The sequence below is a fragment of the Pandoraea sp. 64-18 genome (genome assembly GCF_001899225.1).
GTDB classification, from domain to species: Bacteria; Pseudomonadota; Gammaproteobacteria; order Burkholderiales; family Burkholderiaceae; genus Pandoraea; species Pandoraea cepalis.
In genome coordinates this window covers 443,863-464,291 of record NZ_MKVU01000013.1, presented here as the reverse complement: position 1 = coordinate 464,291, position 20,429 = coordinate 443,863, and the positions used below count along the sequence as shown (strand labels likewise).

Below are 20,429 nucleotides of genomic sequence, written 5' to 3'. Positions count from 1 at the left end.
ATACTGACCTCCTCGGTTGCCATAAATTATGGCTCGAAGATGTCTACGAAAGGCTGGCCGGTCCACTCCGGCGGCGAACAGCAGCGCGTGGCGCTGGCGCGTGCTTTCGTCACCGAACCCGCCATACTGTTTGCCGACGAACCGACGGGCAGTCTGGACACGGCGACGGGGGAGCGCGTGATCGACCTGATGTTCTCGCTCAACAAGGCGCGTGGCGCAACGCTGGTGCTCGTGACACATGATCAGGCGATCGCGCAGCGTTGCGACACGACAGTGCAACTCGCCGGCGGACGAAGGATCGATGGCCCGTCGGACGCACGAGACGCAGGGTCGAAAACGCCGCAGTGATGTTGCCGCGGCGATCGCGCGTTTCAGTGCTTGCGTTTCAGGGCGTCGCCTGCAAGGCGAATCAACGACGTGGTCGAGGCGTCGTGCGCGTCGGGCGTGAGCAAGTCCGGATCGGCGAGTTCGGGCTCGATGGCGCGGCTCAGCGTCTTGCCCAGTTCAACCCCCCACTGGTCGAACGGATTGATGTTCCAGATGGCGGCCTGCACGAACACCTTGTGCTCATAGAGCGCGATCAGCGCACCCAGGCGCTCGGGCGACAATTGATCGATCACGAGCGTGTTGCTCGGACGATTGCCGTCGAAGCGGCGTTGTGCGCCCAGCGGTCCTCCAGCTTGTTCCGCCGTGGCCATCGAGCCGCCTTGCAGCAACGCTTCGCTTTGCGCGAAGCAATTGGCGAGCAGCTTGCGGTGATGATCGAGATAGGCGGGCGCATCGTATTGCGGATTCAGGACGGCGATGAAGTCCACCGGCACCAGCGTGGTGCCCTGGTGCAACATCTGAAAGTAGGCATGCTGACCGTTCGTGCCTGGCTCGCCCCATAGGATCGGCGCGGTTTGCCACGAGACAGGCGTCCCGTCGAGCTGCACCGACTTGCCATTGCTCTCCATGTCCAACTGCTGCAGATACGGCGGCAGTTTCTGCAATGCGTCGGTATACGGCGCGATGGAAATCGTCTGGGCGTCGAAGAAATTCCGGTACCAGATGCCGAGCAGGCCAAGCAGCACCGGCATGTTGGACTCGAGTGGCGCACTGCGAAAGTGTTCGTCCATGGCATGCGCACCGGCGAGCAACGCGTCGAAATGCTGCGGGCCGAGATAGAGCATGATGATGAGCCCGATCGACGACCACAGCGAATACCGCCCGCCGACCCACTCGCCAAACTCGAACACGTTCTCGCGGTGAATGCCGAAGCGCATCGCTTCCTCGGCATTCGTCGACACCGCCACGAAGTGCTTGCCGAGTTCGCCCTCAGGAATGCCATGCGCGACAAACCAGGCGCGAATCGTGCGCGCGTTGGTCATGGTTTCGAGCGTGGTGAAGGTCTTCGAGCACACCACGACGAGCGTGGTTTCGGGGTCGAGCGAGGGCAGCGTGCGTGCCAGTTCGGTGGGATCGATGTTGGCGATGAAGTGCGCGCTCAGATCTCGCCGCCCGTAGACGGCTAGCGCGTCGCACACCATGCGCGGACCCAGGTCCGATCCGCCGATCCCGACATTGATGAGATGTCGAATGGGCTTGCCCGTCGCACCGACCCAGCGCCCGTCGCGCACGCTTTCGCTGAAAGCACGCATGCGCGAAAGGGTCTCGCGCACCCCGCGGCTGACGTCGCCGGCCGCGTCGCGAAAGGCCATGTCCTGCGGTGCGCGCAGCGCAACGTGCAACGCCGCGCGGTTTTCCGTGATGTTGACGGCGTCGCCGGCCCACATCGCATCGCGCTTGGCCGGCAGGCCGCACTCGCGCGCGAGTTGTGCGAGCAGCGTGCGTGTTGTGCCGGTAATGCGGTTCCTCGAGTAATCGAGATACAGACCGGCCGCACGCAATGAGAATTGTTCGACGCGTGCGTGGGCGCCGGTGCTCGCGAACCAGTCGCGCATGTGCTGCGCGGCAATGTCGTCGCGGTGCGTGAGCAGGGTACGCCAGGCAGGGAGTTGATCCAGACGAGTGGAAGGCGCGGATGGCTTGTACGGCATGTGCGATAAGGACATTTCGATAAAGCGGAGTATAACGGGAGTCGTCGCGAAATCACGTAGAAACGCGACGGTGGACGACCATCTGGCGGTCCTGCATCCTCGTGAAGCGAGATGTCAGGGCTAGCCGGCCGGCGCCGTGCGGCGCGTTTGCGTGCTTCGCTTGGCGCACCCCGCCTCGTTCAGCAAGTCAGCCAGTTCGGCGCGCATGGCGGGCAAAAGTTCACTTGCGGTCAGTCCAGCGGGACCGGCCCCTGCGGCGGCGCACCGTTCCGCAGCCCGGCCGTGCAGCCAGACCGCGGCCAGTGCGGCTTGCGGCGCTGGCATACCCTGCGCGAGCAGCGCACCGATCGCGCCCGTGAGTACGTCGCCCGTGCCCGCCGTCGCCAGCCCGGCATTGCCCGTCGTATTGATCCAGGCGTGCGTTCCGTCGTCGATGACGCTGCCTGAGCCCTTGAGCACAATCGTTGCGTCGAAGCGTTGGGCGAGCGCCCGTGCGCAAGCCAGCCGATCCGATTGAACGCGCGCGACGTCGCCCCCCGCCAGGCGCGCCGCTTCGAGCGGATGCGGTGTCAGGACGGTGGGACCGGCGCGACGGCGCACGCGCTCGGCGAGCGCGGGCTCGGCGGCCAGCAGATTGAGGGCGTCGGCATCGATGACCAGGGGCGTGTCGTCCAGGGCGAGCGCGCGCGACAGGCACGCGGCCGATGCGGCGGAGGTCCCGAGCCCGGGGCCGACGGAGACGGCCTGCATCGTCGCGAGGTCAAGGTTTTCCGCATGACGCAGCATCAGTTCGGGATGCTGCGGATCCCAGGCGGGTGCATCGTGCGCGACGAAGCCCACATAGACACGTCCCGCGCCCGTCATCAATCCGGCACGCGCGCAAAGCAGCGGCGCACCGATCATGCCTTCATGGCCGCCCAGCACCGCCAGCGATCCATAGCTTCCCTTGTGCGATGCATGATGACGCTGCGGCAAATGCGCACCGAACGCGGCCGGCGCGCTCGTCGCGATGGCTTGGCCGTCGGGGCGTCCGGACCGCACCGCGGCCAGCACCTCGTCCGTTCCCAGGGTGGCAATGAGCACGTCCCCGGCAACGTCGCGCCCCATCCCGGTGAGCAGCCCGGGGCTGGCGCCCAGCATTGCCATCGTAACGTCGGCGTGTATGACCGGTCCGTCGACGACGCCGGTGGCCGCCGCCAGTCCGCTGGGAATGTCGATGGCGAGCACCGGTGTGCCCTGTGCGTGGGCCTCGACGATGTGCGCAACGAGCGCCGCGGCGGGGCCGTCGAGAGGGCGCGTCAGGCCGATGCCGAAGAGGCCGTCGACAATCCAGGCGTAGCCCGAGGAGGGTTGAGGCCAGAGGGCCGGGGCAGGCTGGATGGGTACGCCGGCGGAGAGGGCGTGGGCGTGCGCCCAGCGGGCGTCGTCGGTTGACGGCGCCCCAAGTTGCCACACATCGACACGCACCCCGCGCCGATGCAATTCGCGCGCCGCAACGTAAGCGTCGCCCCCGTTGTTGCCGGGCCCTGCGAGCAACAACACGGGTTGACGTCCCGCGCTCGCGAGCGCGGGCAATCGACCGATGAGCCACTCGGCGACGGCGGCCCCGGCGCGGGCCATGAGCGTATGGGCAGGGAGTTGGGCGGCAGCGGCTCGCTCGACCTCGCGCAGCGTGTCGGGAAGCCATAAGTCGAGGGTATCGCGCGCGCATGCGGCAGTGGATGACGTCGCACAATCGTGTGGCGACCCGATGGATCGTGTCAGGGGATCCACGCCGACAGTGGCGCTGGCAGCGGCAGGGGCGTCAGCAGCAGCGGCAGCAGGGGCGTCGGCGCGCAATGAATCGGACATGACAGACAAGGCTCCCGGTATCGAGGGGCGGCGAACGCTGCACATCGTCGCATGCCGGCATCGACGGCTTGGGCGCGGTGTGTTCTGCGGGCCATTCGGAGATTATGCCCTCAACGCAACATTCTGCCTGCCGGTGTGAATCTGGACGCGGTGTCGGTGGTTTACGACAAGGCCCTGCCGGACCGGGGCTGGCTACCGACGATGCCGGCCTGTGAACGCGCTTACGAGCGTCGGGCCGGGCCAGCCCTCGTCATGGGGTGGCCCGCAGGCATCCTCGCACGCCAGCATGCGTATATCAGTGCGCGTAACGAGCGAGTGTCAGACCGTTCAGATCGATTTCCGGCGTTTGTCCGGAGATGACGTCGGCGAGCACGCGACCGGAACCGCAGGCCATCGCCCAGCCGGTCGAACCGTGGCCGACGTTCAGGAAGATGCCGGGCAGCGGCGTCGCGCCGAGCACGGGCGGGCCGTCGGGGAGCATCGGACGTGCGCCGACCCAGGCGCGCGCCTCCCGGTACTTGCCTGCACCCGGGAACCAGTCCGTCGCCACTTTGTAGAGCGTGGCGATGGCGCGCTCGCGCAGCACGAGTTCGGAATCGCCCAGTTCGGCCGTGCCTGCAATGCGCAGACGGTTGCCTTGCGGGGTGATGGCGGTCTTGTACGACTCGTCCATGACGGCGATGCGAGGGCTGAACAGTTCGGTCTTGACCGGCACCGTGATCGAATACCCTTTGATCGGCCAGAGCGGCAGGTCAATGCCCAGCGGACGCAGCAGCGCCGTGCTGGCCACGCCGGCCGCGATCACGACGGCATCGGCGTCGAGTGCCGTGCGCTGCGCAAGCTGCGCGGTGCTGGCCGTCTCGACGGTGACCCCCGATCGCCCCACGTTCGGACGCACCGACAGCACCGTCGTCTCGGTCGCGAGCGTGACGCCCATCTCGCGGGCGATCTGGGCGAGGCGCTTGGTAAAGAGCGGGCAGTTGCCGGTCTCGTCACGCGGCAGGTGCAGGCCACCCGCCAGTTGGGCGTCGGTCGAAATCGCTGGTTCGAGCTTGCGGCACTCGTCGGCCGTGAGCAAGCGGTGCGGCACTTCGTTCTCGGCGAGCATGGCGCGCGCCGGTTCGTTCATTTTGACGTCGCGTTCGGTGCGGAACAGTTGCAGATAGCCTTGCGTGTGCTCGTACTCGAAGACATGGGTCTCGCGCAGTGCATGCAGGCAGCGCTGGCTATAGAACGCGAGACGCTGCATCCGCTCGCGGTTGGCGCGGTAGCGTTCGAGTTTGCATTCACGCAGCCAACGGGCGGCCCAGCGCCAAGTGCCGGCCGACAGGCCCGGCCGGAAGATAAGCGGGCTGGCCGAGCTGAACAGATGGCCGAGCAGCTTGCGCGGCATGCCCGGCGCTGCCCATGGCGTGACGTAGCCGGGCGCGATGACGCCGGCGTTGCCGAAGCTGCTCTCTTGCGCCACCGTGCTGTTGCGCTCGACTAGCGTGACCGTATGCCCCGCGGCGGCCAGATAGTAGGCGGTGCACGTACCAATGACCCCGCCGCCGATAACGATGACCTTCATTCCCAACCGTCTGGTGTGTGGCGAACGCCCGTACGTTCGCTTGTTAGTGTCGTTTTATGCCGTGCCGCACCCGAATGCCGGTTTCGCGGCCCGTGTAGATGACGGGGCGCATAGGTTACCAGAGAGACGCCCTCGCAGGGCGAGAGGCTCCCCATAATGCGTGTGGCGCACTCGGGTATAACCCGGGGTAAGCAGGGTATAATCTCGCTTTGTCGTTCCCCCGCGTTTTGAACGCCTCGCCTTCCGTCCTTCCATGACTCACATTGCCTGCTTCGCCGGCGCCTTGGCGCTCTCCGAATTCCGCCAGCAACGTCTTCTGCAGACCCTGCAAGCCATCGACAGTTCGATCGTGCGTGTCGACGCCCGCTACGTGCATCTCGTGGCCAGCGCCGAACCGCTGTCGAGCGAAGACGTGGCCCGCGTCGCCGGTCTGCTCACCTATGGTGAGCCGGTGCGTGAAGAGCCGGTGGGCGACCAGGTGCTCGTGATCCCGCGTCTGGGCACGATTTCCCCCTGGGCGAGCAAGGCGACGGATATCGCCCGCAACTGCGGCATCGATCACGTGCGCCGTATCGAGCGCGCGGTCGAATACACGATCGGTGTGAAGTCGGGCCTTCTTGGCGGCAAGAAGTCGCTGGCGGCCGATGTCCTGGCGCGCGTGGCCGGCGTGCTGCACGACCGCATGACCGAGACGGTCGTGGCCACGCGCCACGACGCCGAGGCGCTCTTCGTCGAGTTGCCGGCCAAGCCGCTGCAGACGATCGACGTCATCGGCGTGGGCCGCAGCGCCCTCGAAGCCGCCAACCGGGATCTGGGTCTCGCGCTGGCCGACGACGAAATCGATTATCTGGTCGACGCCTTCACGAGCCTGAAGCGCAATCCGACCGATGTGGAACTGATGATGTTCGCGCAGGCCAACAGCGAGCATTGCCGTCACAAGATCTTCAATGCGCAATGGACCATCGACGGTCAGGCGCAGGACAAGTCGCTGTTCCAGATGATCAAGAACACGCACCAACTGCACCCGCAGGGGACGGTGGTGGCCTATTCGGACAATGCTTCGGTGATGGAAGGCGCCGAAGTCGAGCGCTGGTATCCGCGTGGCGCCGACGGCCAGTATGGCCGCAGCGTTGAACTCACGCACACGCTGATGAAGGTGGAGACGCACAACCACCCGACGGCCATTTCGCCGTTTCCGGGGGCGTCGACGGGGGCGGGCGGCGAGATCCGCGACGAGGGCGCGACCGGCCGCGGCTCCACGCCGAAGTCGGGTCTGACCGGCTTCACCGTGTCGAATCTGGCGCTGCCGGACGCGCGCGAATCGTGGGAGAACGATCTCGACGTGGCGGTGCCGCCGTCGCTGCGCAATCCCGGCGATACGGGCGCCGACTATGGCCGCCCGGACCGCATTGCGTCGCCGTTGCAAATTATGGTCGACGGCCCGCTGGGCGGCGCCGCGTTCAACAACGAATTCGGCCGTCCGATTCTCGGCGGCTATTTCCGTACGTACGAGCAGAACGTGGCCGGCCGCGTGCGCGGCTATCACAAGCCGATCATGATCGCGGGCGGCATGGGCAACATCGCCGCGCAGCACACCCACAAACACAATCTGCCGGCCGGAACGCTGCTCATTCAGATCGGCGGCCCGGGCATGCGTATCGGCATGGGCGGCGGTGCCGCCAGCTCGATGGCCACCGGCACGAACACGGCCGAGCTCGACTTCGACTCGGTGCAGCGCGGCAATCCGGAAATCGAGCGTCGCGCGCAGGAAGTGATCAATGCGTGCTGGCGTCAGGGGGAAGCCAACCCGATCCTGTCGATTCACGACGTGGGCGCGGGCGGTCTGTCGAATGCGTTCCCGGAACTGGTCGACGGCGCCGACAAGGGCGCGCGCTTCGATCTGCGTCAGGTGCAGCTCGAAGAGTCGGGCATGTCCCCGGCGGAAATCTGGAGTAACGAAGCGCAGGAGCGTTATGTCCTGGCGATCGCGCCGGACAGCTTCCCGGCCTTCCAGGCGATCTGCCAACGCGAGCGTTGCCCGGTGGCGGTGGTCGGTATCGCCACCGATGAGCGTCAACTGAAGCTGGTCGATGCGATGCATCCGGAGTCGCCGGACCCGGTCGACATGCCGATGGACGTGCTGCTCGGCAAACCGCCGCGCATGCATCGCGACGTCACGCGTGTGGCGACGACGCTCCCGCCGGTGGACGTGACGGGCCTGTCGCTCGACGACGTGGCACGTGCCGTACTGCGTCACCCGACGGTGGCCAGCAAGTCGTTCCTCATCACGATTGGCGACCGTACCGTGGGCGGCTTGACGGCCCGCGACCAGATGGTCGGCCCGTGGCAGGTGCCGGTGGCCGATTGCGCCATTTCGCTGATGGACTACACGGGCTATCGTGGCGAAGCCATGACGATGGGCGAGCGCACGCCGCTGGCCGTGATCGACGCGCCGGCGTCCGGTCGCATGGCGGTTGGCGAAGCCATCACCAACATTGCGGCGGCGCCGATTGCGTCGCTCGACCAGATCAAGCTGTCGGCCAACTGGATGGCCGCGTGCGGCACCGAAGGGGAAGACGCTGCGTTGTTCGATACGGTCAAGGCGGTCGGCATGGAACTGTGCCCGGCGCTGGGCCTGTCGATTCCCGTCGGCAAGGATTCGCTGTCGATGCGCACCAAGTGGGAAGACGCCGGCCGCAGCAAGGACGTGGTCGCGCCGGTGTCGCTGATCGTCTCGGCCTTCGCACCGATCGAGGATGTGCGCGGTCATCTCACGCCGCAACTGCGCTCGGTCGCGCAAGTGGGCGAGACGGTGCTGATCGCCATTGATTTGGGTCGCAACAAGAACCGTCTGGGCGGCAGTATCCTCGCGCAGGTCACACAGCAGATCGGTGACGTCGTGCCGGACCTGGACGATCCGGCCGATCTCCAACGCTTCTTCGACGCCATCCAGACACTGAACCGCGACGGCAAGCTCCTGGCGTATCACGATCGTTCGGACGGCGGCCTCTTCGCGACCGTGGCGGAAATGGCGTTTGCGGGCCACGTTGGCGTCTCGCTCAATGTCGACATGCTCACGCTCGACGACGGCTTCGAATCCGATTACGGCGATGCCAAGGATTGGGCCAAGCAGACGGTGGGCCGTCGCGAAGACAAGACGCTGCGCGCGCTTTTCTCGGAAGAACTTGGCGGGGTGATCCAGGTGCGCGCCTCGGAGCGCGATGCGGTGTTGCAAATGCTGCGTGAAGCCGGATTGTCCGCCTGCTCGCACGTGATCGGTAAGCCGAACACGAATGACGTCATCGAAATCTATCGCGATGCAAAGAAGGTGTTTGGCGCGCCGCGCGCGGCGCTGCAACGCGAGTGGTCGGAAGTGAGCTGGCGCATCGCGCGTCTGCGCGATAACCCGGCCGCGGCCGATGCGGAATACGAAACCCTCAACGACACGAGCGACCCCGGTCTCTCGCCGAAGCTCACGTTCGATGCCAGCGAAGACGTCGCGGCCCCGTTCATCGCGACGGGCGTGCGTCCGATGATGGCCATCCTGCGCGAGCAGGGCGTGAATTCGCATCTGGAAATGGCCTACGTGCTGGACAAGGCCGGCTTCGATACCTACGACGTGCACATGAGCGATTTGCTCGCCGGCCGTCACTCGCTCGAAGCGTTCAAGGGCTTCATCGCCTGCGGTGGATTCTCGTACGGCGATACGCTCGGGGCGGGCGAGGGTTGGGCCAAGACGATTCTGTTCAATCCGGCGCTGGCCGAACAGTTCGCCGGCTTTTTCAACCGTGCCGACACGTTCGCACTGGGCGTGTGCAATGGTTGCCAGATGATGAGCAACCTGTCGAACCTGATCCCGGGGGCGGCGGCCTGGCCGAAGTTCACGTACAACCAGTCGAAGTACGAGGCGCGGCTTACGCAGGTGGAAGTGCTGGATTCGCCGTCGCTGTTCTTCAAGGACATGGCCGGCTCGCAACTGCCGATCGTGATCGCGCACGGCGAGGGCTATGCCAACTTCGGTCAGCAAGGAAACATCGATGAGGCGATTGCCGCCGTGCGTTTCGTCGACCATCGGGGACAGCCGACCGAGCAGTATCCGTTCAACCCGAACGGTTCGCCGCGCGGCCTGACGGCGGTGACCACGGGCGACGGGCGCTTCACGGTGATGATGCCGCACCCGGAGCGCGTGTTCCGCACGGTGCAGATGAGCTGGGCGCCCGAGCAGTGGGGCGAGGACAGCCCGTGGATGCGCATGTTCCGCAACGCGCGCCGCTGGGTGGCTTAAGCGACGATATTCTGCACGTCAGCGCGTGTGGAATACCACGCTGGAAACGAAAATCCCGCCGGAAGGCGGGATTTTCGTTTCAAAGCCGAACCGATAGCCGGTAACGCTTACTGGATCTTGGCCTTCTTCTCGAGGCCGTCGATGAAGCCTTGCAGCTTCTCTTCCTGCATTTGCTGCACGAGCTGCGGCTTGACATCGTTGAGCGCCGGGATCTGCGCGTCGCGAACGTCGTCCAGTTCGATCACGTGATAACCGAACTGCGTTTTGACCGGCGTCTGCGAGTACTGACCCTTTTGCAGTTTTTGCAGGGCGTCGGAGAACTCGGGCACGTAGGCGTTGGCCGGTGACCAGTCGAGATCGCCGCCGTTCTGTGCCGAACCGGGGTCCTTCGAGTACTGCTTGGCGAGGTCGGCGAACTTCGCGCCGCCCTTGAGCTTCGCGATGATGTCCTTGGCGGTGTCTTCGCTCGGCACCAGAATGTGACGGGCGTGATATTCCTTGTCGCCGAACTGCTTCTTGAGCTGGTCATAACGCGCCTGAACCTCGGCGTCGGTGACCGGCGAGGTCTTCTGGAAGTCAGCGATCAGGGCGCGAATCAGCACGCCTTGCTCGGCCAGCTTGAGCTGCGCCTTGACGTCCGGCTTGGCAGCCAGTCCGCTGCTGACGGCCGCTTGCGCGAGGATCTCGCGCTTGACCAGCTCTTCGCGCACTTGCTGTTGCAGTTGCGGCGAGTTCGGCTGACCCTGTCGGACCATTTCACGCACCATGGCGTCGGCACGAGACACGGGCACCGGCGTGCCATTCACGACGGCGACGTTCTGAGCGAGAGCGGGGAGGGAGACGGCGGTCAGCGACACGGCGGCGCCGAGCGCCAGTGCCGTGCGGGCGAGTTTCAATGCCATGCTGTTTTTCCTAACGAATGACGAAGGCAAGGTTAATCGACGGGGGATACGTCGCATGGTCGCATGCGAGTTACGCTTCGCCGGGGGCGAGCGCAACGATGGCGAGGGCGTGAATGCCGTTTTGCATCAAATCGGCTAGCGCATCATACACCAGGCGGTGCCGCGCCACGCGGTTACGTCCGGCAAACGCTGCAGACACGATTCTGACGTTGTAATGCCCGCCCGACGTCGCGCCGGCATGACCGGCGTGACGGGCGCTGTCGTTCTCAAGGGCGAATTCCAGGGGGGCGAGCGCCGCGGTGAGGCGCGCTTCGATTTGCTGTTCCATGGTCATGGCTGTGACTTCCTGACGGACGTTATTCGTCCTGCTTGATGTACTTCGAGAGCCACAGGCTCTGCACGACGATGAACACGACCATCAGGCCCATGCCGCCGAAGAGCTTGAAGTTGACCCATGTATCGGTCGAGTAATGGTAGGCGATGACCAGATTCAGCGCGCCCATTGCGAGGAAGAACAGCGCCCAGCTGAAATTCACCGCCCGCCACAGGGGGTCGGGCAATGCCATCTGCTTTTCCATCATGGCGCGAATCAGATTCTTGTCGAAGATGAGTTCGGCGACGAACAGGGTGATCGAGAAGAGCCAGTAAAGCGCCGTGGGCTTCCACTTGATGAAGGTCTCGTCGTGCAGCAACATGGTCGCGCCGCCGAACACCACGATGATCGCCAGACTCACCCACTGCATGGGCTCGACCTTGCGGTGACGCAGCCACATCCAGATGACTTGCGCAATCGTCGTCGCGATCGCGATGCCGGTGGCGACATAGATGCCGGCAAACTTGAAGGCGACGAAAAACAAGATGACCGGTAACAGGTCGAAAAAGAATTTCATGAAGTCTCGACTCGGGGGCTTCGGGAGAAATCGCCCTCGGGCAACAGGCGCCGGGGCAAACCCACATTATATTTCAAAGGCCCGTGGTGGGACGCTGTACATCGCCAAATGCGCGTCGCGGCGTCTGTGCCGCCGCTTCACCCCGGCTTGCCTCCGGTTCGCGGGGTCGCGGGATCGCTTCCCGAGGCCGGCGGCCGCGTGCCTTACGGCAGGATGTCGATGCGCTTGACGTCGATATCGTTGGCGCGAAGGTGATGGCGGTCGACTTCGCCGGTGATGCGCACGCGCGTCTTGTCGTTGATCTGGTGGCCGGGCGGCAGGTATTTGTCGTCGAGTTCGATGACGATGGTCCGGCCCGTGTCGTCGCGGAACGTGTAGTGCTCATGCCGGAGTCGGTTGACGATGTAGCCCTCGATGACGGTCATGGCATCGTCGGGGGCGGCCAGTGCCTGACCGACGGTCGCGACATGCGGCATGGCCGATGGCACGACCACGCTGCCGGTCGTCGCAACACTGGCCGCCGGGCCCATGTACTGCGCGATGGCTGGCGCGGCACTCAAGGTGCCGAACGATGCCGCTGCAGAGAAAAGCAGGGGTGCGAAGCGAATTGTCGGACGGGTCATCGGCGGCGTTTCCTGTGTTCCATTGAGGGAGCGCCAGCTTAGCAGACGGGCGCGTCACGCCGGGACGCCCGCCCGCGAGGGATGTCCCAAAGCGCGCGGCGCCCGCTGCAAATTGATCGAATTCACGGATCGGGCGCGTTGAAGCGGCGCGCTGACGGGACGCCGAGGGGATTCTCGGGTCAGTCGTCGACCGGCTTGTCGGCCTGGCCGTCCTTGTCCTCGAAGTCGAGCGACGCCGAGTTGATGCAATAGCGCAGTCCAGTCGGCTGCGGGCCGTCTTCGAACACATGTCCGAGGTGGGCGTCGCAGTTGTGGCACCGCACCTCCACGCGCACCATGCCGTGGCTGTAATCCATCACCTCGTCGATGCCGGATTTGTCAATGGGCTTCGCATAGCTCGGCCAGCCGCAACCCGCATCGAACTTCTCCGTCGATTCGAACAACGGCGCGCCGCAGCAGATGCAGCGGTAGGTGCCGTCTTGCCAATGATCCCAGTAACGGCCGGTGAAGGCGCGTTCGGTGGCAGCATGACGCGTGACCTGGTATTCGACGTCGTCGAGTTGGGCACGCCAGTCGGCGTCGCTTTTTTCCACTTTGCTCATGAATGAGAGTCTCCTGATGGGCGGCGGCCCCGGTGTTGCCGCCGCGCGTCGTCTATGGTCAGACCTGGCCCAGATGGGGGCGACGCGCCGTTTTGCAATGCGTGACACCTCGCTGATGCATCGCTGACGCCCGCGTCCCGTCGGTGCCGCGCCGTGCCGTCGATCAAGACGAGCAACTGACCTCGAGTTGCCCGGCCCAGTCGGGCGGCAGCTCGGCATAGCGTTCGAATTCGGGCTGTTCGTCGTAGGGGTGCGAGAGCACCTTGAGCAACGTGTCGACTTCCGAAAAGTCCTTTTCGCGCGCACGCCGGATTGCAATCTCCGCCAGATGATTGCGCAGGATGTACTTCGGATTGACAAGCCGCATCGCGACCGCACGCTTCGCGTCGGTGCTGGCCTCGTGGCGCAGTCGCGCGCGGTAATCCACGGCCCAGGCATCGAAGCCGGCACGATCGATGAACATGTCGCGCAGCGGCGTGTCGGCGGCCGGGTTCTCCAGCTCAAGCCCCGCCAGCGTGCGGAACAGGTGCGTGAAGTCGACCCGTCCCTCGTGCATCAGCTTGAACAGACGGTTGATGAGCGCTTCGTCGTCGGCATGCGATTCGCGCAATCCGAGCTTCGCACGCATGCGCAGATCGATCTCCTCGGCGAACCGGGTCTTGAACGCGGGCAGCACCGACTGCGCCTGCTCGATCGCCGCCTCGCCCTCGCCGAACAGCGGCAACAGGGCCTGGGCGAGACAGAAGAGGTTCCAGTACGCCACGTTCGGCTGTGCCTGATAGGCGTAGCGTCCCTGCGCGTCGGAGTGATTGCAGATGTGATGCGCGTTGAAGCCGTCGAGGAAGCCGAACGGGCCGTAATCGATCGTCAGACCGAGGATCGACATGTTGTCGGTGTTCATCACGCCGTGACAGAAGCCCACGGCCTGCCAGTGCGCGACCAGTTCGGCCGTCGCATCGCACACGGCACTGAGCAGAGCGAGGTACGGATTGGCCTCGTCGCGGCAATGGGGGTAGTGATGATCGATCGTGAAATCAGCCAGCTGACGCAGCGCGCCATACTGATCGCCTGCCCAGAAATGTTCGAAGTGTCCGAATCGGACGAAGCTGGGCGACAAACGCGTGACCACGGCCGCCGTCTCGATGGTTTCGCGACGCACCGGGGCATCGGAGCCGATCACGCATAGGGCGCGCGTGGTCGGCACGCCGAGATGGAACATGGCCTCCGAGCCGAGGAACTCGCGAATCGACGAACGCAGCACGGCGCGTCCGTCACCCCTGCGCGAGTAGGGCGTGAGTCCGCCGCCCTTGATCTGGATTTCCCAGCGCCCGCCGGGGCCGTCCGACTCGCCGAGCAGCAGTGCCCGGCCGTCGCCCAATTGGCCGGCCCACACGCCGAACTGGTGGCCCGAATACACGCTGGCGAGCGGATCGCCGCCGGGCAGCGGCGTATTGCCGGCGAACGTGGTCACGAACTCGGGATCGCGTGCGGCTTCGGGCGACCAGCCGAGCAGGCGGGCCGCGTCGGCGGAAAAGCCGACCAGGTACGGCGCGGGCAACGCCTGTGGCGCGAGGCGCGTGTAGAAGTCGGGGCCGAGTGCGGCAAAACGGTTCGACAACGACAGCGGTCCGTAGGGCTTGAGTGAGGCGGAAACAGCGGCGGAGCGGTCGGTAGCCGGCATTGGGGACGTTCCTGAAGGTGAACAAACATTCTACTTGAGGTGTCCGTCGCGTGCTGCCGGCGTGCGGCCGCGCACGCGCGTGCGCCTGTGCTGCGGCGCACAAGCGATCGGCGTTGACCCGGCGCGCGCGCGCGTCAAGAATGATTCAGCGCGATTCGGTGAAGCGCGCCCAACGACGTGCTTCAGACGTGTCGACTGGCGAAGCACGAAATCACGACCGTCGTCCCACGACGTACTCCGTCATACAGGCTGTCCCGACTTTTCTGGAGATTCGACGCATGGCAACACCGCTTCTCGGCCAGATGATGGCTGCGCCGCTCCTGATTTCCACATTGCTCACCCATGCCGCGCGTCATCACGGCGATACCGAAATCGTGTCGCGTCGCATCGAAGGCGACATCCACCGTTATACCTGGCGTGACGTCGAGCACCGGTCCCGCCAGCTCGCGCAGGCGCTGCGCCGGCTGGGCGTGGGCGACGGCGAGCGCGTGGGCACCTTGGCGTGGAACGGCTATCGCCACCTCGAGCTGTATTACGCCGTCTCCGGCATGGGCAGCGTGGTGCATACGGTGAACCCGCGCCTGTTTCCTGAGCAGATCGCCTACATCGTCAATCACGCCGAAGATCGGTATGTGGCCTTCGACATCAACTTCATTGGGCTGATCGAGACTATCGCGCCACAGTGCCCCGGCGTGCAGGGCTGGATTGCGATGACCGATCGCGCGCATCTGCCGACATCGAGTTTGGCGCTACTGTGCTACGAGGATCTTATCGGCGTTGAAGACGGCGACTTCCCGTGGCCGTCGATGGACGAGAACACGGCCTCGGGACTTTGCTATACGTCGGGCACGACGGGCCACCCGAAAGGGGTGCTCTACAGTCATCGCTCGACGGTGTTGCATGCCTTCGGTGCAGCGCTCCCCGACGCGATGGCCATGTCGGCGCGTGACGCCGTTTTGCCCGTGGTGCCGATGTTTCACGTCAATGCATGGGGGCTACCGTATTCGAGCGCGTTGGTCGGCGCGAAGCTGGTTTTCCCCGGCAAGGATTTGGACGGCAAGTCGCTGTATGAACTCTTCGAAGCGGAGGGCGTTACGTTTTCCGCCGGCGTGCCGACGGTCTGGCTGGGATTGCTCACGCATGTGAAATCGATCGGCGCGCGCTTCTCGACGCTCGAGCGCACGGTGATCGGGGGTTCGGCGTGCCCGCCGGCCATGTTGCACACGTTCGAGACCGACTACGGGGTGCGCGTCATCCATGCGTGGGGCATGAGTGAGATGTCGCCGCTGGGCACGCTGTGCCATCTGCGCAAGCATCATCGCGACCTGCCGGCCGAGGCGCAGCAGCATATTCTCGAGAAGCAGGGGACGGCGATCTACGGCGTCGATCTCAAAATCGTGGGCCCCGACGGCAAAGAACTGCCGTGGGACGGCAAGGCGTTTGGCGATCTGTACGCGCGCGGGCCATGGGTGCTGGATCGTTACTTCCGCTCGGACACCTCGCCGCTGGTCGACGGCTGGTTCCCCACGGGCGACGTGGCCACGATCGATCCTGAGGGATACGTGCAGATCACGGATCGCAGCAAGGATGTGATCAAGTCGGGGGGCGAGTGGATCAGTTCCATCGACGTGGAAAACGTCGCGATGGCGCATCCCGAGATCCACGAGGCGGCCTGCATCGCGATTCGTCACCCGAAATGGGAGGAGCGGCCGCTGCTGGTGGTCGTTCGCAAGCCTGGCTCGACGCTCACACGCGAGGACGTGCTGGCGTTCTACCAAGGCCGGGTCGTGAAATGGTGGATCCCTGACGATGTGGTCTTCGTCGACGAGATTCCCCACACGGCAACCGGCAAGATGCTCAAGCTCAAATTGCGAGAGGCGTTCCGCGATTATCAGGCGGCATCCTAGGCGTCGTGTTGCCGTCTCCGGGGTGGGGGGCGTCGGCCGAGAACCCGCTCGGAAACGTCTCACCTGGCACGCGGATGGCGCCCGAAATCCAGCATTGACGCCGTTTTTCGGGCGATCCCGCACCGCCGTGGTCGCCCGTCCCCTCTATAATGTCAGCCTGAAATTCCTCTGGATGCGGCCGTCTCAGCCGCGTCGTTCATTGGTCTTCCCGAAGGAGATGCAGTGCATCTGCTGAGTGCCACGGCCGGCCTCGTGCTTGTGAATGGCGTGAGCTACGGCCTGCTGCTGTTCATGCTGTCGAGCGGACTCACGCTGATTTTCAGCATGCTGGGCGTGCTGAACTTCGCGCATGCCAGCTTCTACATGCTTGGGGCGTACTTTGCCTACACGTTCTCGGCAGCGGTCGGGTTCTGGCCGGCGCTGTTCGCCGCGCCGCTGATCGTTGGCCTGATCGGGGCTGCGTTCGAGCGCGGCGTGTTGCGGCGATTGCGTGCGCGCGGTGCGTTGGCGGAGTTGCTGGCGACGTTCGGCCTCGCGTATATCGTGGTGGAGCTGGTCCAACTCGCATGGGGCCGCGGCCCGGTCGATTACGGCGTACCAACGGTCTTCGAAGGCGTGCTCGTTCATGTGGCGGGCATCGCGGTGCCCGCGTACCGGCTGTTTCTGATGGGGCTTGCGTGCGCCATTGCCCTGCTCGTGTGGGGCGTGTTTCGCGCGACGCGGGCGGGGTGGATACTGCAGGCCGCCCTATCGCAGCCAGCGATGACCCAGGCCCTCGGTTACGACGTGCCTGCGCTTTACACAGGCGTTTTCGCCTGTGGCGCGGCGCTGGCGGCGCTTGCGGGGGCGGCGGGGGGCAACGTGCTGGTGACCGAGCCGGGCATGGCGGCAACGGTCGGCAGCGTGGTGTTTGTCGTGGTCGTGGTCGGCGGGCTGGGTTCGCTGGGCGGGGCGTTTGCGGCGTCGTTGCTGATCGGCCTGCTCCAGACATGGGCCGTGACGAGCGATGCGAGCCTCGCACGGTGGTTGGCGCAGAGCCCTTGGGGAACCGACGGCACCGCTGGTGCTGCGGGTGCCGTCATGAAAGCCGTGGCGCCCCTGTCGCACCTGACCGTGGCGCAGCTCGCGCCAGCGGTGCCGTATCTGCTGATGGTGGCGGTGCTGTTATGGCGTCCGCGCGGGCTTTTCGGCGTGCGGGAGGGGTAATGGACAATGTGATCGCCCGTTCGCCGGTGGCGCCGCCTGTATCCTGGCGCCGCCACCTGGGCGCGTGGTCGGCCTTTGCCGCCATCCTCGGCCTGGCGCCGTGGTGCTTTCCTTCCGATGGGGCGCTCACCCTGATGACGCAGATGGGGACCGCGGCCATTCTGGCGCTGTCGTTCAATCTGCTGCTCGGTTCGACCGGCTTGTTGAGCTTTTGTCATGCGACGTATGCGGGTGTTGGGGCGTATGCGGGCGTGTGGTGCATGAATCGTATTGGGGCGCACGGGCTGCCGGTGTCGATGGCCCTCGTGCCGTTCGCCGGTGCGCTCGCGGCAGGTGTGGCGGGCGCTACGCTCGGTTACGTCACGACACGACGCGCGGGAATGACGTTCGCGATGATTACACTGGGCGTGGCGGAGCTTGTCTGGGTCATGGCCGGGATGCTGCCCGAGTGGTTCGGCGGCGAGCGCGGCATTCCGACCGACCGCACGCTCGGTGCGGCGTGGTTCGGGGTGACGTTTGCAACGCAGCGCGAGGTCTACGGGCTGGTTGCCGTTTGGGTGTTCGTCTGCGCAGCCTTGATGTACGGCATCACGCGCACGCCGCTGGGGTTCCTGGCGCGCGCCGTGCGCGACAATGCGGCGCGGGTCGCTTTCCTTGGGCCATCGGCATCGGCGGTGCGCTACCGCATGCAGATCCTGGCGGCGGCTTTCGCGGGGGTGGCGGGCGCGCTGGGCGCATTGAATTTCGAACTGGTCAGCGCCGACGCCTTCAGTCTTGAGCGCTCCGGCGTCGTACTCGTCTTCACGGTGCTTGGCGGGACGATGTACTTCGCGGGGCCGATATTGGGCGCCGTCGTCGGTGTGTTCGCGACGGTGATGCTGGCAACACTGACGCGCGCCTGGCAGCTCTATCTCGGGTTGGGATTCCTCGCCGTCGTGCTGTTCGCGCCGGGCGGCATCGCCGGATTGATCGCGGCACACGGGCGCGCCTGGCGCACCGGCATGGCACGTGCGTTGTGGCGCCCCTACGCGGTGGTCTGTGTCGGTCTGGCGATGTGCACCGGCGGGCTGATCGGCATCGTCGAAATGACTTACGGCGCGCGCCTTGCGAGCGACGCCGGGCCGGAGGCGGTGGGGGGCTTCGGCGCATACGCAGGGCCGGGGGCTTGGGCGCTGGCAACCGTGGCGCTCGTGGCGGGGGCGGTGGTCGTCGCGCGCGCCGGGCATTGGTTGCGCCACACGGCGGCGGGCGCCCAACACTCGGTGGAGGACCGGCAATGACGCAAGCGGTGACGCAAGCGGCGAGGCCAACCCTTCCGTCTGGCGCGGCACTCAGCGTGCGAGGCGTGCGCAAATCGTTCGGGCCCACGTCGGTGCTGTGCGGCGTCGATCTGACGCTCATGCCCGGCGAGCGGCTTGCCATCATCGGGCCCAACGGCGCCGGCAAGAGCACGCTGTTCGACGTCATCACGGGCAGGACACGGCCCGACGACGGGCGTGTTCTGATGAACACCAGCGATGTCACCGGTCGGGCATCCCATGTCATCAGCCGGCTTGGCCTGTCGCGCAGTTTCCAGACGTCGCAGTTGTTCGGGCAAATGAGCGTCATTGATCATTTGCGTTGCGCCGGGCTCTGGCCGGAAGGTCATCGCTACACGTTCTGGCGGCGGATGCAGGGGCTGAGCGACGTCACACGGCGTAGCGAGCTGTGGTTGACGCGTCTCGGGCTGTCGGCGCGACGCAACGTGCCGGCGGCAGCCCTGAGCTACGCGGAGCAGCGCGTCCTGGAGATCGGGCTGTGCGCTGCATCGGCGGGCAGCGTCATGTTGCTCGACGAGCCGACGGCGGGGATGAGCCAGTCCGAGTCGGCACGGATGGTCGCGTTGATCGCCGACCTCAGCCGGGAGCGCTCGCTGTTGATGATCGAGCACGACATGCAGGTGGTCTTCTCGCTGGCCGACCGGATCGCTGTGCTGGTGCGCGGGGTCATCATCGCGTGCGATACACCCGAGCGGATTCGTGCGCATCCCGACGTGCGTACGGCGTATCTCGGGGAATTTGCGGATGCCATCGATGAGACCGCCCGTGCCGGGGAGGCGCGCGATGCTTGAGTTGATCGACGTGAGGGCCGGGTATGGCGGCAGCCGGGTGCTGCACGGGGTGACGATGCGCGTGGCGCCGGGCGAAATCGTGGCAGTGCTCGGGCGCAACGGGGCGGGGCGCTCCACGTTGGCGCGCGCGATCATGGGGCAGTTGCCGCGCGAGGGGGAGATTCGCTGGCAGGGTCGATCGCTGACGTCGCTGGCACCGCATCAGATTGCGCGGCTGGGCGTTGGCTATGTGCCGGAAACGCGTGATGTGTTCGGGCCGCTGACCGTCACGCAGAATCTATGGCTCGGGCAGCGGGCCGGGAACGGGCGTACGGTGCGGCCAACGTCCGGCAACCATCGCGCACTTACACTGGCCCAGGCGTTCGAGCGCTTCGAAGAGCTGGCACCGCGACGCGATGCGCCAGCCGCATCGCTGTCCGGCGGCGAGCAGCAACTGCTTTCCCTGTGCCGGGCGATGATGGCCGGGCCCGATCTGCTGATCGTCGATGAGCCGACGGAAGGCCTCGCACCGCGTGTGGTTGCGCGCATTGGCCGGATTCTGACCGATTTGCGTGCAACCGGGGTCGCCATTCTGCTCATCGAGCAGAAGCTATCGCTCGCGCTCAGCTGCGCGCAGCGTGTCGCCGTGATGGGCCGGGGCGCACTAGTCTTCGAGGGCACGCCCGATAGGCTGGCGGAGGCTTGCGCGATACGCCGTGAATGGCTCGAGGTGTAGCGCTGCGCTAGAATCCACGGATCGTCTTGCCGCTGCTTGCCCACCCGC

16 protein-coding genes and 1 pseudogene are annotated in these 20,429 nt (G+C 65.6%); 8 read left to right on the top strand and 9 right to left on the bottom strand.

The annotated features are described in order from the left end of the window. On the top strand, positions 1 to 348 hold a 348-nt coding region (locus BGP02_RS13035), incomplete at its 5' end, for an ATP-binding cassette domain-containing protein (protein WP_286798663.1). Positions 349 to 371: 23 nt separating this feature from the next. Here BGP02_RS13035 and pgi read toward each other — a convergent pair. From pgi to BGP02_RS13020, 3 genes are all read right to left on the bottom strand, one after another. Next, positions 372 to 2,039 carry a glucose-6-phosphate isomerase gene (gene pgi, locus BGP02_RS13030; RefSeq protein WP_286798662.1) on the bottom strand — a complete coding sequence of 556 codons (1,668 nt, stop codon included), beginning with the start codon at positions 2,037 to 2,039 and terminating at the stop codon, positions 372 to 374. 120 nt (positions 2,040 to 2,159) lie between these two features. Next, positions 2,160 to 3,890 (bottom strand): NAD(P)H-hydrate dehydratase, encoded by a 1,731-nt coding sequence (locus BGP02_RS13025; RefSeq protein WP_286798661.1) that lies wholly within the window; start codon positions 3,888 to 3,890, stop codon positions 2,160 to 2,162. Positions 3,891 to 4,185: 295 nt separating this feature from the next. Continuing rightward, positions 4,186 to 5,460 carry a D-amino acid dehydrogenase gene (locus BGP02_RS13020; RefSeq protein ID WP_150562937.1) on the bottom strand — a complete coding sequence of 425 codons (1,275 nt, stop codon included), beginning with the start codon at positions 5,458 to 5,460 and terminating at the stop codon, positions 4,186 to 4,188. 253 nt (positions 5,461 to 5,713) lie between these two features. On the opposite strand from BGP02_RS13020, the gene purL reads away from it, so the two are divergent. Continuing rightward, entirely contained in the window at positions 5,714 to 9,745 is a 4,032-nt protein-coding gene (gene purL / locus BGP02_RS13015; protein ID WP_286798660.1) for a phosphoribosylformylglycinamidine synthase, read from the top strand. Positions 9,746 to 9,852: 107 nt separating this feature from the next. On the opposite strand, the gene BGP02_RS13010 is transcribed toward purL, so the two are convergent. The 6 genes from BGP02_RS13010 to BGP02_RS12985 form a co-directional block, all read right to left on the bottom strand. Continuing rightward, positions 9,853 to 10,647 carry a peptidylprolyl isomerase gene (locus BGP02_RS13010; protein WP_017234778.1) on the bottom strand — a complete coding sequence of 265 codons (795 nt, stop codon included), beginning with the start codon at positions 10,645 to 10,647 and terminating at the stop codon, positions 9,853 to 9,855. Positions 10,648 to 10,717: 70 nt separating this feature from the next. Beyond that, entirely contained in the window at positions 10,718 to 10,981 is a 264-nt protein-coding gene (locus tag BGP02_RS13005) for a BolA family protein (protein WP_017234779.1), read from the bottom strand. Positions 10,982 to 11,003: 22 nt separating this feature from the next. Further along, entirely contained in the window at positions 11,004 to 11,537 is a 534-nt protein-coding gene (locus BGP02_RS13000; protein WP_017234780.1) for a septation protein A, read from the bottom strand. A 203-nt stretch (positions 11,538 to 11,740) separates the two neighbouring features. Further along, positions 11,741 to 12,160 carry a YgiW/YdeI family stress tolerance OB fold protein gene (locus BGP02_RS12995; protein ID WP_017234781.1) on the bottom strand — a complete coding sequence of 140 codons (420 nt, stop codon included), beginning with the start codon at positions 12,158 to 12,160 and terminating at the stop codon, positions 11,741 to 11,743. 179 nt (positions 12,161 to 12,339) lie between these two features. Further along, a complete protein-coding gene (msrB, locus tag BGP02_RS12990; RefSeq protein WP_017234782.1) occupies positions 12,340 to 12,762 on the bottom strand; it encodes a peptide-methionine (R)-S-oxide reductase MsrB in 423 nt (140 codons plus the stop codon). A 163-nt stretch (positions 12,763 to 12,925) separates the two neighbouring features. After that, positions 12,926 to 14,443, bottom strand: coding sequence for a protein adenylyltransferase SelO (locus BGP02_RS12985; RefSeq protein ID WP_286798659.1), 1,518 nt, complete (start codon positions 14,441 to 14,443; stop codon positions 12,926 to 12,928). Positions 14,444 to 14,721: 278 nt separating this feature from the next. On the opposite strand from BGP02_RS12985, the gene BGP02_RS12980 reads away from it, so the two are divergent. The 6 genes and pseudogenes from BGP02_RS12980 (at position 14,722) to BGP02_RS12960 (ending at position 20,381) form a co-directional block, all read left to right on the top strand. Then, positions 14,722 to 16,350: a 3-(methylthio)propionyl-CoA ligase gene (locus BGP02_RS12980; RefSeq protein ID WP_286798658.1), complete on the top strand. Its 1,629-nt coding sequence runs from the start codon at positions 14,722 to 14,724 to the stop codon at positions 16,348 to 16,350. A 222-nt stretch (positions 16,351 to 16,572) separates the two neighbouring features. After that, positions 16,573 to 17,556, top strand: coding sequence for a branched-chain amino acid ABC transporter permease (locus BGP02_RS12975; RefSeq protein ID WP_286798657.1), 984 nt, complete (start codon positions 16,573 to 16,575; stop codon positions 17,554 to 17,556). Further along, positions 17,556 to 18,836, top strand: coding sequence for a branched-chain amino acid ABC transporter permease (locus BGP02_RS12970; RefSeq protein WP_150562942.1), 1,281 nt, complete (start codon positions 17,556 to 17,558; stop codon positions 18,834 to 18,836). Before BGP02_RS12975 ends, BGP02_RS12970 begins: the two co-directional genes overlap by 1 nt. A 110-nt stretch (positions 18,837 to 18,946) precedes the next feature. Continuing rightward, a pseudogene (locus tag BGP02_RS22430) lies at positions 18,947 to 19,390 on the top strand (ATP-binding cassette domain-containing protein); the annotation flags it as partial. Continuing rightward, on the top strand, positions 19,379 to 19,666 hold the full coding sequence (locus BGP02_RS22425; RefSeq protein ID WP_502688481.1) for an ABC transporter ATP-binding protein C-terminal domain-containing protein: 288 nt from the start codon (positions 19,379 to 19,381) through the stop codon (positions 19,664 to 19,666). The pseudogene BGP02_RS22430 and the gene BGP02_RS22425, both read left to right, overlap by 12 nt. After that, positions 19,659 to 20,381: an ABC transporter ATP-binding protein gene (locus BGP02_RS12960; protein WP_017234789.1), complete on the top strand. Its 723-nt coding sequence runs from the start codon at positions 19,659 to 19,661 to the stop codon at positions 20,379 to 20,381. Before BGP02_RS22425 ends, BGP02_RS12960 begins: the two co-directional genes overlap by 8 nt. The last annotated feature ends 48 nt before the right edge of the window (positions 20,382 to 20,429 follow it).